Raw genomic sequence first — 15,701 nt, forward strand, 5'->3', positions numbered from 1 at the left:
GTTCTCCAAAGAGTAGTAAGGCAATCTAAGTCTATGAAGGTAAACGGTGATTCACAAGTTTAATTGAGCAATTACAAGGTCGTCACAACGCGAACTGCCAATAGAATAAGCACTAATCCTGATAACTGGTCAATCAGCTTCGCCTTAGATTTCAGCTTGTTCAGTAAACGAGGTGATGACAGCATGAAAGTGATCAGGGTGTACCACAAACCATCAACGACCAAAGGGGTGAAAACGATGATCGCTTTGTCAGATAACTCACTACCTATGGCAACAAATTGGCTGAACAGTGCAGTAAAGAACAAGGCTATTTTAGGACTCAATAAAGATATAAACAGCCCTTCTTTTGCAGCTGTCATTACCGATACTTGCTTACCCGATTCTAAACGCTCAACAATGCCTCCTTTTGAGCGCAGTGCGTTATAGCCTAACCATGCGAGATACAATGCACCTAATAGAGAAATCCCTTTAAATACCAAAGGGAACTGATGCAATAATACTGAGAGACCAAGAACGGTAACGAGCGCGTAAACGCCAATTCCAAACGCATGTGCCCATGCAGTGGCAAGACCATGTTGTCTGCCTCCGGCCAGGCTGTGTTTAGCGACAATAGCCAAGCTCGGGCCTGGTGACATGGCTCCTAACAGACAAATAGCAAAAAGTGATAACCAAATAGTGAAGCTCATAGATTGTATCCTCCGTTGAGCATCAATCTACCACTCACCGTTAATGATTTGAAATCACGATTTATCATTATCATCATGATTTAAGATCATAACCCTCACTCTCGAACCGAATACATTGAGGTACGCATATGCGCTAGCACTTGTTCACGTAGCCAAGTGTGCGCCGGATCTTGGTCATACTTTGGGTGCCAAATTAGCCAGTAGAGGTGTTTAAGCGGAGTGAATGGCAGTTCAAAGATGCGTAGCCCAAGTTGCTTAGCGAGGTTTACAGCAATATGCTCTGGCAACGTAAGCAGTCCATCACTTTGTGAAAGCATCGCAAAAGCTGAACTAAAAAATGGAGTCGATACTAAAATTCTCCGTTCCAGGCTTTTCTCTTTCATCGCTGAATCAAGAAAGCTGTCTTTATCACCCCCCGCTGAAATACGAATGTGAGGATAGGCTTCCAAATCGGAAAAGCTCAGTGCCTTACGACTTGTCAGTGGATGATGCTGGCGAGTCACAATCACAGGTATGTCTTCACCAATTTTTCGGGAGCTCAAACCGCTTGGCGCTTCCGGCAGCATAGTTGAAGCTAGCTGAACGTCTGTATCTCCGAGACGTTGCAGTAAATTAGGCTCCCAAAGACGATAAGAAAAGTCCATTAATGGCGCGCTTTTTCCAATGCGCCCAACCAATTCTGGGAAGATGTACTGAGCTACATAATCGGAGGATGAAAACGTCAGTGTTTGTTGGTAGCGCTTGGGATCAAACTCGTCATTTCCGAGCACCCGCTGAATATTGTCGAGAAGAGGTTCAACCTCATTGCTGAGCTTTATGGCGCGTGGAGTGAGAACGTAGTGGTTACCATCACGCACAAGTAGTGGATCTTGGTAGATCTCACGAAGTTGGCTCAACTGACGGCTAACTGCCGACTGTGTTAGGTTCAATCGTAATGCAGCTCGGCTGACATGACGCTCTGAGAGCAGTACTTGCAATGTGTAGAGAAGATTGAGATTGGTTTTATTGTTCATCGGCCTGCATGCTGTGTTGTACACCCTCCCCCAACATAGTGAGCTACGGTCTCTCTCTAGGGTGGCCTAAAGTGATTATTTCGCCGACTGGATGATCTGAATACTTGAAGGCAGATATTCGATTACGGCTTGGTTCTTGCCTTGTTTTTTAGCAGCATACATGAGTTTATCGGCTTCATACAGAGTCTCAAAGTCACTCGCATTTTGATAGATGACACAACCCACACTTACCGTCACCATGTGATAATCAATTTCCTCAAGAGCGACCTCCCTCGCCGCGCGGCAAATGTTTTCTGCAAGCTGCTCGGAAGCACCTTTCGCCATTTTAACAAAAGCAACTGCAAACTCCTCCCCACCAATTCTGGCTACGGTTTGAGTTGAGGTCGTCAAGCCATTGAGTTTTTCCGCCACACTTTTAATCACCAGATCCCCCTTGATGTGCCCGTAGGTATCATTGATGGACTTGAAGTTGTCGATATCGACAATCATGACGGTCAAATTCCAGTTTGCCTGTCCGTAGAGCTTGAGCTTCTCTAGGAAGTACCGGCGATTCCAGAGTCCAGTTAGCGCATCTGTTTCTGATAGGTGTTTAAGCTTTTGATTGGTTCTAGCCAGTTCAGCTGTGCGCCGCTTTACTGCGAGGTTGAATACGACTAAGTAGAGGATGACTAACGCACCAACAACACCGATAACCAACTTAGGTAAATAGTCAGGATAGACCGTCGTAATGTGCATCCAACGACTTAATATTTGGTTGCGTTCCTGTGCGGTAACATTGTTGAAATCGGCAATCACACTACCCAGAGCTTGAGCACGCGAAATTGACGTAGCGTAATAAAGCTCTCCTGAATAGAGGTGTTTAACGCCTATAAACTGCCCACTAGCACGGGAGGTGGTAAGATAATAATTGGCGACTTGCTGATCAGCGACGAATGCTCGGATTCTATTACCAAGTGCAGCTTCAATCATGAGTGCATTATTAGCAAAAAACGTCAGCGAAACCTTTGGGAAGTGAGTTTGTATATAGTCGGCTTCATAGCCACCAGAAACCACTCCAACACTGTGTCTATGGTTACCTTGCAAAAACGCATTCGCATCAAATGTTTGCAAGGATTGGTGGAAGTAAAGTTGAGTGTCTATCGCAAACAAAGTTCGTCCATACGCCAGATACTTCGCTCTCGACTCAGACCAAAGCAGCCCTGCATGAATGTCCGCTTGGTTGTGTTTTACCCGCTCAAGAGATTCTTGCCAATCCACTAATTGAAACTCGATTTCAACGCCATTGGCTTCGCCATAAGCTTCCCAAAAATCAACCAAAATGCCGGCAGGTTTTCCCGATTCATCAATAAATGAGTATGGTTTCCATGCTTTGGAGTTGGTGACAATTAAACGATTGGATGAGAACGGCTCACTCACCTTAGAAGCGACATCATAGACGTTAAGACTTTGGGGAGGCTCATTATCAAAAGCAAAAGAAGCATGACAGATCAGTACCAGTATAAAGGCTAATGGCCAAACTACCTTAAACCGGGACATAATAAACATGTCACATACTCGCAACTACTTAATAAGAGTCTTATTTATAGCCGCTTATTTTGTGACACGCCTTCCGTATTTTTGAGTTTCTCGACTTAGATCGCACTATGGTCGATCACTAAGGCGTCACTTATATAAAGAGTGAGAGATGAATGGATTTTATAAATTATTGCTCATCATCAATAGCAAAGCTAACAGCAGCATCGCTATGAATTTGAGTTGTGTCGTACAGAGGGACAACAGTATCCGTCTGCTGAATTAACATAGCAATTTCCGTGCAGCCAAGAATAATCGCTTGGGCACCGTTCGCCGCCAGATCGCCAACAATTTGTAGATACTCTTGCTTGGAGGCTTCACGCACCTCCCCTTTGACGAGCTCTTGATAAATCACATCGTGGACACACTTACGTTGCTCATTATTTGGAACCAAGACATCAATACCAAATTGCTGCTCTAAACGACCTTTATAAAAGTCCTGTTCCATGGTGAAGGCGGTGCCAAGTAAGCCGACTTTGGTTACGCCATCTTTGACTAGTTTTTTTGCAGTAGCGTCGGCAATATGAATAATCGGAATTGACAATCTCTGCTCTATTTCTGGCGCCACTTTGTGCATCGTATTGGTACAAATAAGCAGTGCATCAGCACCTGCCGCCTGAACAGAAAGGGCAGCCTGACTCAAATGCTCCGTCGCAGCGTGCCAATCGCCATTTCGCTGCATAGTTTCTATCTCTGCAAAATCAACACTGAAAAGCGCAATCTTTGCGGAGTGGAACCCGCCTTTCGCAGCCTTTACGCCTTCATTGATTGCTTTGTAGTAGTTTGCTGTCGATTCCCAGCTCATTCCGCCAAGCAGGCCAATAGTCTTCATTTTAATTCCTTGTCGTCTTCCTAACGTCTGACTATAACCAACGAAATCAGTCAGAGGCAATGAAATTAGTGAGGGATTTCCTACATTTATCGTTAAGCTACATCGAATAAGCGCAGCCCTTATTGAGCAATGCTTCAAGAGTTATCTGACCAGTAAAATTAGCTACTCAAAATGCTAAAGAATCCCTCTCTGATACCGATACAATACCTAGTTATACAAAACAGTGTTCTTAATAATAAATCCATTTCATAGCACCTTGTATACATTCAATGTCAGCCAACCAATAGATCAATAGTTTTAGCGAATCTAGGACGTAGTATGAAATTTAGCCACAAAATCGTATCCGCTTCAGCGGCATTACTGCTCGTTACCGTCTCAACCTTGGGTATCACTCAGTTGATTACTGTACGCAGCGAGCTTCAAGATCACATTGATAGCAGCATCCATGAGCTGACTACGGGCATTAAAAACACCATCACCTATGACTTAAACGCCAAGCGTGATATCGCCAGTTCTGTGACTGAATCTCTAGAAATCAATCCTGAAAATCGCGAATTCATCACCAGCGTCATCGCCACTCCAACACTGAAAAGTAGTTTTCAAGCCGTTGGTGTCGGTTATCAAGCTGATGGTTCGCTAATCAGCAACGACGGATGGGTACCAGATAGCAGCTATGACTCGCGTACACGCCCTTGGTATCAAGAAGCAAAACAAACCAACGGCACAATTATTACTGACCCCTATGTTGATTCATCAACGAAAAACGTGATCATTTCACTCGGTTCTGCACTTAACGACGACTCCGGTCGCTTTATTGGTAGCGTTGTCTTTGATGTGACTTTAACAACCTTGGCTGATCTCGTGAATCAAACCGATTTATTTGGTGCAGGGTATTTGTTTGTTGTAACTGACAAAGGTATGACCATTGCTCACCCTGATAGCAGCTTCAACGGTCAACCGGTGACTAAGTTTGTTCCAGGTATTCAGCTAAAATCTGGCGCTCAGCAGCTTTCTATCAAAGGCCAAGACTACCAAGTCAATCTAGTGCAAGTACCTGAAGAGAACTGGTACGTAGGCGCAATCATTGATAAAAGCATTGCGTTTTCAGCAATCAGTAGCATGCGTAATCAATCCATTCTATTTACGGTCATTGGTCTGATCGTCAGTGTTATCGCGCTAACCGTACTGATTCGCTTCCTAATGCGTCCACTCAATGACCTTAATACGGCCATTCAAGATGTGGCCAATGGTAATGGTGACCTGACTCATCGTCTTGATATCAATACCGATGAAGAGTTTGCTGAGTTGGCTAAAGGCTTTAATACCTTTACTGGGAATCTACAGCAACAGATTATTCAATCGAAGCAAATCTCTACTAAGATTTTGGCGTTGACACAGCAAACTACTGAAGGTGCGAAGCACTCGGCAATAGCGATGAATACTCAGCTTCAAGAGTTAGAGCAACTCGCTACCGCAATGAACGAGATGGCAAGTACATCATCAGAGGTAGCTAATAACGCACAAGGTGCAGCAAGCGCAGCGCAAGCAGCGGACAATGCAACTCAAGAAGGCTCAGAAGTCGTGCTGGATACCACAAGCGCCATTACTAACCTATCAATTAGTATTGATGAAGCAGTCATTGAAGTTCAGGGCTTAGAAACAGCCACTGACAACATTGAAACGATTCTTAAGGTCATCAACGACATTGCCGATCAAACTAACCTGCTAGCGCTAAACGCTGCGATTGAGGCAGCACGTGCTGGCGAATCTGGACGCGGTTTTGCCGTGGTAGCGGATGAAGTTAGAACGCTAGCACAGCGCACGCAAGAGTCGACGACAGAGATTCGCAACATGATCGAGCAACTTCAATCTGGTGCACATTCGGTATCGGCAGCAATGGCACAAAGTAAAGACAGTGCAACGCTCGCTGTAGATCGTGCGCAGTCAGCAAACGATGCGTTAGAACGTATCCGCCAATCTATTGCGCAAATCTCTGACATGAACATGCAGATTGCTGCGGCTGCTGAAGAGCAAAGCCTAGTAGCGGAAGAGATCAACGCTAATACAGTTAAGATTAAAGACCTTAGCGAACAGGTTTCCGAAGCCGCTGATGGCGCGAATACTGCGATGACAGATCAATTTGAGAATGTCCACCAGCAAGAAGCTATTCTAAGCCGCTTTAAAGTTTAATCGATGGGGCGCCTCTATTTAGGCATCTGAATAGAGGCGTTCCCTTTTCTCCGCTCCATCACCCTACTTGCATTTAAACGACTTCCTTTTCATCTTCTCCATTTCATCCAATAGATTAATTATCGGCATTTCCTGGAAATAACCAGAATTATTAACTACCTTGTTACTATAAATTGAAACTTTGCATCAATTCCATGGAATGAATAATTTACAATTTAAATAACAATTAAATTCACCATTAAAATTGACTTTCAAAAACATACAAATTACCTACCAATTCTTCTCAAAACCCACGAGTAAACATACATTTTTGCGTGTAATCGATGAAATGTTAGTCAAACACTGGCAAATTATATTCACCTCGCAACTCTATGGCTTCGAATGTAGTCATGCTAAAAATCCAAATATCTCCAGAATCTTTGCCTATAATATGCAATGAAGTGACTAGCAAAAATCAGGAATTGGCACTGCTTGTCTAGGATTTTATAGAAAAACATACAACCAACGTTTAAATAATCAGCAGTTGACAACATTTTTCCTACAAAAGTCAGAAAAAAACACTTTTAAGGGTTCCAACTGCAACCATAAACTGGTTTACTTGTCACTGTTAGCGCGCCTCTACAACTTTTAGAAGGTGTATATAAAAAAATACACACAACGTTTCGGCGCCAAAGTTACGGACAAACACAACAGATTAATTGGAGTTATCGTGGCAACGAGCAACACAAACGCAGCACCCCGCGACAATTGGGGTTCGAAGCTTGGCTTCGTAATGGCCGCAGCAGGTTCTGCTGTAGGTCTTGGTAATATTTGGAAATTCCCATACACAGCAGGCGAAAATGGCGGTGGTGCATTCATCGTTATCTATCTTGCATTTGTTATTTTCATTGGTTTTAGCGTAATGCTGACTGAATTTGCTGTTGGTCGTAAGACTGGTCGCAGTGCAGTTGGTGCTTTTAAATCGACAGACGGTCGCTGGACATTTGTTGGGGTAATAGGCGTACTAAGTGGTCTACTTATCATGGGTTTCTACCCGGTAGTAGGTGGCTGGGCGCTGGCTTATGTTCAGAAAGTCGCAACAGGCCTGTTGAGCACACCTGAAGCCATCGGTGATAGCTTTGGTGGTTTCATCACAGACCCTGTACAGCCTCTTCTTTGGATGGGTGTCTACTTGCTAATGAACATCATCATCGTTAGCCGTGGTATTTCAGGTGGTATCGAAAAAGCAGGTAAGATCCTGATGCCGATCCTATTCCTTATCCTAATCATCGTATCGGTGAAAGGTCTTTCACTACCTGGCGCGATGGCAGGTGTTGAGTTCCTATTCAGCCCAGACTTCTCGAAAGTAGATAGCGGCGTTGTGCTTGCAGCACTTGGTCAAGCATTCTTCTCTCTAAGCCTAGGTATGGGTTGTATGATCACATACGGTAGCTACCTGAAGAAGAAAGAGAACCTAGTTCAAACGACAGGTATGGTTACGGCAATGGACACGGGTGTTGCTATCCTAGCGGGTATCGCAATGTTCCCGGCAATGTTTGCTCTGGGTATGGAGCCAGCAGCAGGTCCTGGTCTAGTATTCGTCGTTGTTCCTCAGCTATTTGCTGAAATGGGCGGCGTTGGTCTTATCTTCGCACTACTGTTCTTCGTTGGTCTAACGGTTGCAGCACTGACATCTTCAGTATCTCTACTAGAGGTTGTTGTGTCTTACCTAATCGACGAGAAAGGCCTGAAACGTTCTACAGCCGTGCTTTCTGCAGCAGCAGTAATGGCAGTGCTATGTATCTTCGCTTCTCTATCGCTAGGCGGTGTAGGTCCTACTCTGTTTGATACAGGTGCATTCGATATCTTCGACCTAATGACTGATAAGATCTTCCTAGCAGTTGGCGGTATGTTGGTATGTATCTTCGCTGGTTGGAGACTAAGCCGCGAAGAGCTAGAGAAAGAAATCACTAACGATGGTGAGGTTAAATTCCCACTATTCGGTCTGTGGTACAACCTAGTTAAATTTGTTATCCCTGTAGCAGTAGCTATCGTAGCATTCGCTGGTATCTCTAGCGGCTTCGACAGCGGTAAGGGTCCTATCATGCTGATTGGTCTTGGTATCATCGCATTGACTGGTGTGCTTTCTAAGAAGCTGTAACCAAACTCTAAAATCTATCAAGCCCTCACCTAATGGTGGGGGCTTTTTTTATCTGTTACTCCCAGTGATGGGTAACGTTATAGCAAGATAGATATCGATACGTACAAAAAATCCCGACTCTAGGTCGGGATTTTGGTTTATTACTTATTTGAACGCAGCAGTTCAATCAGCGCTATTTAGCTTCACCATAACGTTCTAAATATAAAATCGTCGCAGCCGTTCTTGATGGCACTTGCAGCTTTCTCAACAGGCTTTTCATGTGCACTTTGACTGTCGATTCAGAGATGAACAAGCGGTCAGCGATTTGTTTATTCCTAAACCCTTTCGCTACCTCTTTAAGAATTTGCATCTCTCTTTCTGTTAGTGTGGTAAACACATCACTGATATTCGCGCGCTCACTCAAATACGTTTTGATCGCACCGCTAAACGCTTTGCTGCCATCACTTAAACCGCGAAGGAGTTCGACTATTTCATCTGGCTCAGTATCTTTTAGCAAGTACCCGTCGGCACCGGCTTTCACCAACGAATCGATATCGGCAGGAATGTCAGAGACCGTCAGGATGACAATAAAGCCCTGGAAATCATCTTCACGAAGCGCTTTTAGCGTATCTAATCCCGACATGCCTTTCATATTGAGGTCGAGAAGCACCAAATCCGGTTCTATCTCTTTAGCCAAGGCTACAGCATCTGAGCCATTGCTAGCTTCTGCGACGACTTCAAAGTCATCCTCAAAGCTGAGCAACTGACCAATGCCGCGCCTCATTAATGGATGGTCATCGACTAACATGACTTTACATTCGCTCACTGAGTGGCTCCTTCGCTTTGTTATGTTTTTGCAATACAGAAATCATTCTATGCTGCATCTGTTCGTTGAAACGTAAATCGCACTTCACACCCCTGCTCTTTCGCAGAATGTATCGAAAAATCTGCGTTTAAGCGCGCCGCACGCTCTTGCATGATACTCATCCCGTAGTGATCCAACTTCTCCATCGCTTGATCGAATCCTACGCCGTCATCGGCTATCTTAACCGTGACCACTGCATTTTCTTCTTCTTGGCAAGAGACCTGAATTTTTGAAGCTTTTGCATGTTTAATCGCGTTAAGCACAGCTTCTCGAATCAACTGCAGTATGTGCACTTGCTCATTGGCACCTAGCTCCAAAGATGACATTTGATTGTCTAACGCTATATCGGCGGGGGTTTGGCTATCTAGTTGATTCAGCATCTCAGTTAACGCTTCACCAAATGTGCCTTCTTTAATCGACAATCTAAACGTGGTAAGTAGCTCTCTAAGCTGAATATAAGCATTATCCAGCCCTTCTCGTATATCATTAAGCACGACAGCAGATCGGCTGCCCTCAAGACTGCCAAACTCCTTGCTAATAGAGCGATTGAGCAGTGTAACCTGTATCTTTAGGTAAGACAGCGACTGAGCCAAAGAATCGTGAAGCTCACGCGCTATTGTAGCTCGTTCTTCCATCAATATAAGCTGTTCGGTCTGTCGCTGTGATTTATTATAGTAAACCGCACGCGCTAAAATTTGCGCAAAGTTGTCCACCAGCTGTTCATCAGGACACGGCAAGCCGATTTGATATCGTAGTTGCCCTAAGGTTTCACCATCGAGTTTCAGTGCTTTAATTCGTTCAGAATTACCATTGAATTGACCTTCACTTACTACCCATGGTGTGCCCTCTACTTCAGAAACTTGAAGCTCAACCGCCGTAATACCTTCAATACTGTAGATGTAACTAAGGATGGCTCTGAAGTTTTCATGAGATATACGCGTGGCCGTTAGTTCCTGCGACGATTGATAAAGCACTTCCAATGACTGATGAGCATGCTGCAACTTATGTGTTTTCTCATTCACGGCATCCTCTAGCCCCCGGTAAAGTTTCCCCAGGTCATCGGCCATGTTTTTGAAAGCGCGGCCTAAAATGCCAAGCTCATTATCAGAACGCAGATCGACCTTAACATCAAAGTAGCGATTTTGAATCTGCTCACTGGCTGAAATTAACTGACCTAACGGCCTTACAATCTGCTTGCGCACGAACAAGACCACATAGATAGCAACGATAAGGATTCCGCCTAAACCTATACCACCCGCCCACGCTAAACGAATCAGCTTGTTTTCAGAGTGCTCTTGAAGCTGTAACACAAAGTGATCAATGCCATCCACAAAGTCTGCGACGAGGTGCAAATACTGCTGGCGGTCTTCGCTCACCAATATCTTCTTGAGTTCATGCCAACGTATGATGACTTGATAGTAGTCTTGAGTGATTGCTTCTGGTACATCCCAAGATTGCAGCGCTTTCATAGAGGGTGAGTAGAGGGAGCCCTCAAACTGCTCAACATGGGTATGATACTCAGGTGAGTCCATTTGAATATCGTTCGCCAATCTATAGCTTTGCATTCGCATAGACCCCGACACATTGACCGCTTCAGCATCATTCAAGCTCGACGCCAAGGTCAAAATCGCGAAATTGGTTGTGATTAACGAGAGCAATAAAATCAAAATCATCGCCTTCGCTATGGTTCCTGTGACGGATTTTGTCGGTTTTTTCATAATCCATTCATCTCATCAAACTATCGAATGCCCGCAAAGCCATCATCTCGAACGTGCTAAAACTAGAGCCAACACTATCCATCTATTGTCAGTAATTTATTGATCCAAAACAAGCTTAGCACTCAATTACCTCCTAGGAGGTATTTATACAAATGTGTCGAAAACTACAATTCATATGACTATTAATTAAAGATTGTTAACAGGCAAAGTGGGCTACACTTTTGTTATTACACGTTTCATTGGTGCCATGAATGGTAGATATTGCAAAACGACGTTTGTTTAGACGCAAAGCCATCGATCCTACTCAAATCAGACTCCCTTGGGTCAACAATCTTGAACAGTTTACAGACTTATGTACCCGCTGTGGAAAATGCGAAGAAGTTTGTGAAACAGAAATTATCCATAAAGGCGACGGCGGCTACCCTGCTATCGACTTCGCAGTTGATGAATGTACCTTTTGCTACAAGTGTGCAGAAATCTGCCCAGAGCCTATATTTAATGGTATCAAGACACAACCATGGAACGCCAAAGCCGTCATTAATGACACTTGCTTAGCGCATAATAATGTTGAGTGCAGAAGCTGTGGTGATAGCTGCGAAACAATGGCGATTACGTTTAAGTTACGTGCAGGTGGCGTCGCGTTACCTCAATTGGAGTTAGCAGATTGTAATGGATGTGGAGCCTGTGTGTCTCCGTGCCCTACTTCTTCTATCTCAGTGAGCAATGTCTAGAAACAGAATTAAAAATAACAAAGAGAACACCATTTAATGTCACTAAACGAAGTACATATCTCAAGTTTGGTAGTTAACTGCAAGGCAGAACACCTCGCAGAAGTTAAGAGCGAAATCGAGAAATTCGATAACGCAGAGATCTATGGAGACAGTGAGGAAGGCAAGATCGTTGTCGTCCTAGAGACCGAAAACCAAGGTTTCGTCACTGACACTATTGACGCTATCAACAACTTACCTAACGTCCTAACCTGCGCCTTGGTGTTTCACCAAATTGAGTCCGGGCTAGACGACGATGAAAATAACACTGGAAGTAACCATTCCCAATTAGAGGGTGAAGTATGAAAATGACAAGACGTGCGTTCGTGAAAGCGAACGCAGCGGCATCAGCGGCGGCTGTAGCGGGTATTACCCTTCCTGCATCAGCAACCAACCTAATTGCTAGCTCCGACCAAACAAAAATTACCTGGGATAAAGCACCTTGTCGTTTCTGTGGTACAGGCTGTTCTGTACTAGTAGGGACGCAAAACGGTAAAGTTGTTGCGACCCAAGGTGACCCTGAAGCGCCAGTTAACAAGGGTTTGAACTGTATCAAAGGTTACTTCCTGTCTAAAGTGATGTACGGTAATGATCGTCTAACACAACCTCTACTTCGTATGAAAGATGGCAAGTTCGACAAAGACGGTGAGTTTGCACCTATCTCTTGGGACGAAGCGTTCGACATCATGGCTGAGAAATGGAAAGCGTCTCTCAAAGCCAAAGGCCCAACAAGCATCGGTATGTTTGGTTCTGGTCAGTGGACCGTGATGGAAGGTTACGCTGCAGCTAAAATGATGAAAGCAGGTTTCCGTTCAAACAACATCGACCCGAACGCTCGTCACTGTATGGCATCTGCGGTAGTGGGTTTCATGCGTGCCTTTGGTATTGATGAGCCTATGGGTTGTTACGATGATTTCGAGAACGCTGATGCATTCGTGCTTTGGGGTTCAAACATGGCAGAGATGCACCCGGTACTTTGGACGCGTATTACTGACCGTCGCCTAAGTCACCCTCATGTTCGCGTTAACGTACTGTCTACGTACTACCACCGTTCATTCGAGCTTGCAGATCACGGTTACATCTTTAATCCACAGTCTGACCTTGCGATCGCAAACTTCATCGCTAACTACATCATTCAAAACGATGCGGTTAACTGGGACTTCGTAAACAAACACACGAACTTCAAACAAGCTGATACCGATATCGGTTACGGTCTACGCGATGACGATCCACTGCAAAAAGCAGCAGCAAACCCTAACTCTGGCAACATGAGTGATATCTCATTCGAAGAGTACAAAAAATCTGTTGCTCCATACACAGTAGAAAAAGCATCAGAGATCTCAGGTGTTGAGCCAGAGAAATTGATTGAGCTTGCGAAACAATACGCCGATCCAAACACTAAAGTGATGTCACTTTGGACTATGGGTATGAACCAACATACTCGTGGTGTATGGATGAACGGTTTGGTTTATAACATCCACCTACTAACAGGTAAGATCGCTACTCCGGGTAACAGCCCATTCTCACTGACTGGCCAGCCATCAGCATGTGGTACTGCTCGTGAAGTTGGTACTTTTGCTCACCGTCTACCGGCTGATATGGTAGTTGCAAACCCTAAACACCGTGCGATTGCTGAGAAAGAATGGAAACTGCCAGAAGGCACGATCCCACCAAAACCTGGTTTCCACGCTGTACTGCAAGACCGTATGTTGAAAGACGGCGTTCTAAACTGCTACTGGGTTCAATGTAATAACAACATGCAAGCCGGTCCTAACATTAACGAAGAGCGTCTGCCCGGCTACCGCAACCCGGAAAACTTCATTGTTGTTTCTGACCCATACCCTACAGCGACAGCGCAAGCTGCTGACCTTGTTCTTCCAACCGCTATGTGGATTGAAAAAGAAGGGGCTTACGGTAACGCAGAACGTCGTACTCAAGCTTGGTACCAACAAGTAGAAACTGTAGGCGAAGCAAAATCTGACTTGTGGCAAGTTATGGAATTCTCTAAGCGCTTCAAGATGGAAGACGTTTGGCCAGAAGAGCTTCTAGCTAAATCTCCAGAGTACCGTGGTAAGACAATGTACGACATGCTGTTCAAAAACGGTCAAGTCGATAAGTACCCTATTGAAGAAGCTCGTGAGCTAAACGACGATGCGCACCACTTCGGTTACTACGTTCAAAAAGGTCTGTTCGAAGAGTACGCAGCATTTGGTCGCGGCCATGGTCACGACTTAGCACCATACGATGTTTACCATCAAGTACGTGGTTTACGTTGGCCGGTTGTTGATGGTAAAGAAACACTTTGGCGCTACAAAGAAGGTTCGGATCCTTACGCGAAAGCCGGTTCTGGCTGGGACTTCTACGGCAAGCCAGACGGCAAAGCTTGGATTATTTCAGCACCGTACGAAGCGCCACCAGAAGTGCCAGACGAAGAATTTGACTTGTGGCTATGTACCGGCCGTGTTCTAGAGCACTGGCACACAGGTACTATGACTCGTCGTGTTCCTGAGCTGTATAAAGCAGTCCCTGATGCTGTGTGTTACATGCACCCAGAAGATGCCAAGGCTCGCGGTGTACGTCGCGGTGAAGAAATTCTCATGGCAAACAAACGCGGTGAAGTACGTGTCCGTGTTGAAACACGTGGTCGTAACCGTCCACCTAAAGGTTTGGTATTCGTACCATTCTTCGATGCTCGTATCCTAATCAACAAGTTGATTCTCGATGCGACTGATCCTCTGTCCAAACAGACAGACTTCAAGAAGTGCCCTGTTAAGATCACCAAATTGGCTTAACAGAGAACGAATGAGCGAAACGGCTGCTCCAGTAGGAGTAGCCATCGAAGAATTAGCCTAAAGGCGGAGAAACAAAAATGAAAAAATTGATTGTTGCTATTCTCTCTGTTGGTGCACTTATCGCCGGCGTAGCACAAGCAGAATTGAATAACCCGGGTGGAACTGGTGGTCTAGATTCACTTCGTGGTAGTACTAACCTTGAAGACACTCGTCCTGCGGATGACTTCAAGCACACACCTAAAGACCAACTGGTAGAGAGTTCATATGTGTATCAGCCTCCACTGATCCCTCACCAGATTCGTAACTATGAAGTATCGCTTAACGCGAACAAGTGCTTGGCATGCCATAGCTGGAAAAATGCGAAAGAAGCAGGTGCAACCAAAATCAGTGTGACTCACTACATGAACCGTGAAGATGCTGTGTTGGCTGATATGTCTCCTCGTCGCTACTTCTGTCTTCAGTGCCACGTACCTCAAGTTGACGCTCAACCATTGGTTGGCAACGACTTCGAGCGCGTTGATTCATTGCGTACTGAATAGCCAATTGAAGTAGAGAGAGGCTATATATGAAATTTTTAAAAGCGTTTTGGAAACGTCTTAAGTCACCAAGTAAAGTCGCGGCGGGTGTTGTCCTGTTCCTAGGCTTCTCTGGTGGGCTTTTGTTTTGGGGTGCCTTTAACACGGGTATGGAAATGACCAACACCGAGGAATTTTGCTCGGGCTGTCATGCTCCTATCGTAGCGGAAATCCAGGAAACCATTCACTGGTCAAACCGTTCGGGTGTTCGTGCTATCTGTTCTGACTGTCACGTTCCACATAACTGGACAGATAAAATCATTCGTAAGGTTCAAGCATCGAAAGAACTATTCGCTCACTATGTACTCGACACTATCGGTACAGAAGAGAAATTCCAAGCTCGTCGTGGACACCTAGCAGAGCGCGAATGGGCACGACTAAAAGGTAACGACTCACTGGAATGTCGAAACTGTCATGAGTTCGATTTTATGGACTTTTCTGAACAGGGTCCACGAAGCGTTCAACAACACTCGACAGCGCTTGCGTCAGGTGAAAAGACTTGTGTAGATTGCCACAAAGGTATCGCACACCGTCTACCTGACATGGAAGGCGTTGAAGGCTGGCAATAAAGG

At 45.0% G+C, this 15,701-nt stretch carries 13 protein-coding genes; 7 read left to right on the forward strand and 6 right to left on the reverse strand.

Annotated elements, in window-relative coordinates:
- Positions 1 to 71: 71 nt before the first annotated feature.
- The 4 genes from L4C42_RS10800 to L4C42_RS10815 form a co-directional block, all read right to left on the reverse strand.
- Positions 72 to 686, reverse strand: a complete 615-nt coding sequence (locus tag L4C42_RS10800; RefSeq protein ID WP_353499519.1) for a LysE family translocator — start codon at positions 684 to 686, stop codon at positions 72 to 74.
- A gap of 95 nt (positions 687 to 781) precedes the next feature.
- A complete protein-coding gene (locus L4C42_RS10805; protein ID WP_429760464.1) occupies positions 782 to 1,699 on the reverse strand; it encodes a LysR family transcriptional regulator in 918 nt (305 codons plus the stop codon).
- Between the two features lie 75 nt (positions 1,700 to 1,774).
- Entirely contained in the window at positions 1,775 to 3,244 is a 1,470-nt protein-coding gene (locus L4C42_RS10810) for a transporter substrate-binding domain-containing diguanylate cyclase (RefSeq protein ID WP_429760466.1), read from the reverse strand.
- Positions 3,245 to 3,401: 157 nt separating this feature from the next.
- Positions 3,402 to 4,103, reverse strand: coding sequence for an aspartate/glutamate racemase family protein (locus tag L4C42_RS10815; protein ID WP_353499522.1), 702 nt, complete (start codon positions 4,101 to 4,103; stop codon positions 3,402 to 3,404).
- A gap of 318 nt (positions 4,104 to 4,421) precedes the next feature.
- Between L4C42_RS10815 and L4C42_RS10820 the strand changes: the two genes are divergently transcribed.
- Positions 4,422 to 6,293 carry a methyl-accepting chemotaxis protein gene (locus L4C42_RS10820; RefSeq protein ID WP_353499523.1) on the forward strand — a complete coding sequence of 624 codons (1,872 nt, stop codon included), beginning with the start codon at positions 4,422 to 4,424 and terminating at the stop codon, positions 6,291 to 6,293.
- Between the two features lie 709 nt (positions 6,294 to 7,002).
- The gene (locus tag L4C42_RS10825) at positions 7,003 to 8,433 is read left to right on the forward strand and encodes a sodium-dependent transporter (protein ID WP_353499524.1); all 1,431 of its coding nucleotides are present in this window, start codon (positions 7,003 to 7,005) and stop codon (positions 8,431 to 8,433) included.
- A gap of 172 nt (positions 8,434 to 8,605) precedes the next feature.
- Here the strand turns inward: L4C42_RS10825 and L4C42_RS10830 are convergent, their stop codons facing one another.
- Positions 8,606 to 9,238 carry a response regulator gene (locus tag L4C42_RS10830; protein ID WP_353499525.1) on the reverse strand — a complete coding sequence of 211 codons (633 nt, stop codon included), beginning with the start codon at positions 9,236 to 9,238 and terminating at the stop codon, positions 8,606 to 8,608.
- A gap of 47 nt (positions 9,239 to 9,285) precedes the next feature.
- The gene (gene narQ / locus L4C42_RS10835) at positions 9,286 to 10,998 is read right to left on the reverse strand and encodes a nitrate/nitrite two-component system sensor histidine kinase NarQ (RefSeq protein ID WP_429760573.1); all 1,713 of its coding nucleotides are present in this window, start codon (positions 10,996 to 10,998) and stop codon (positions 9,286 to 9,288) included.
- 248 nt (positions 10,999 to 11,246) lie between these two features.
- On the opposite strand from narQ, the gene napF reads away from it, so the two are divergent.
- The 5 genes from napF to L4C42_RS10860 all read left to right on the forward strand — a co-directional run bounded on the left by napF (position 11,247) and on the right by L4C42_RS10860 (position 15,698).
- On the forward strand, positions 11,247 to 11,726 hold the full coding sequence (gene napF / locus L4C42_RS10840; protein WP_353499527.1) for a ferredoxin-type protein NapF: 480 nt from the start codon (positions 11,247 to 11,249) through the stop codon (positions 11,724 to 11,726).
- A gap of 36 nt (positions 11,727 to 11,762) precedes the next feature.
- On the forward strand, positions 11,763 to 12,068 hold the full coding sequence (locus L4C42_RS10845; RefSeq protein WP_042471229.1) for a chaperone NapD: 306 nt from the start codon (positions 11,763 to 11,765) through the stop codon (positions 12,066 to 12,068).
- Entirely contained in the window at positions 12,065 to 14,554 is a 2,490-nt protein-coding gene (napA, locus tag L4C42_RS10850) for a periplasmic nitrate reductase subunit alpha (protein WP_353499528.1), read from the forward strand. The genes L4C42_RS10845 and napA overlap by 4 nt, the downstream gene beginning before the upstream one ends.
- 77 nt (positions 14,555 to 14,631) lie before the next feature.
- Positions 14,632 to 15,093: a nitrate reductase cytochrome c-type subunit gene (locus L4C42_RS10855; RefSeq protein WP_042495465.1), complete on the forward strand. Its 462-nt coding sequence runs from the start codon at positions 14,632 to 14,634 to the stop codon at positions 15,091 to 15,093.
- A gap of 26 nt (positions 15,094 to 15,119) precedes the next feature.
- Positions 15,120 to 15,698, forward strand: a complete 579-nt coding sequence (locus tag L4C42_RS10860) for a NapC/NirT family cytochrome c (protein ID WP_353499529.1) — start codon at positions 15,120 to 15,122, stop codon at positions 15,696 to 15,698.
- Positions 15,699 to 15,701 lie beyond the last annotated feature (3 nt).

It is taken from the genome of Vibrio wakamikoensis, from assembly GCF_050337275.1.
Taxonomy (GTDB): domain Bacteria; phylum Pseudomonadota; class Gammaproteobacteria; order Enterobacterales; family Vibrionaceae; genus Vibrio; species Vibrio chaetopteri.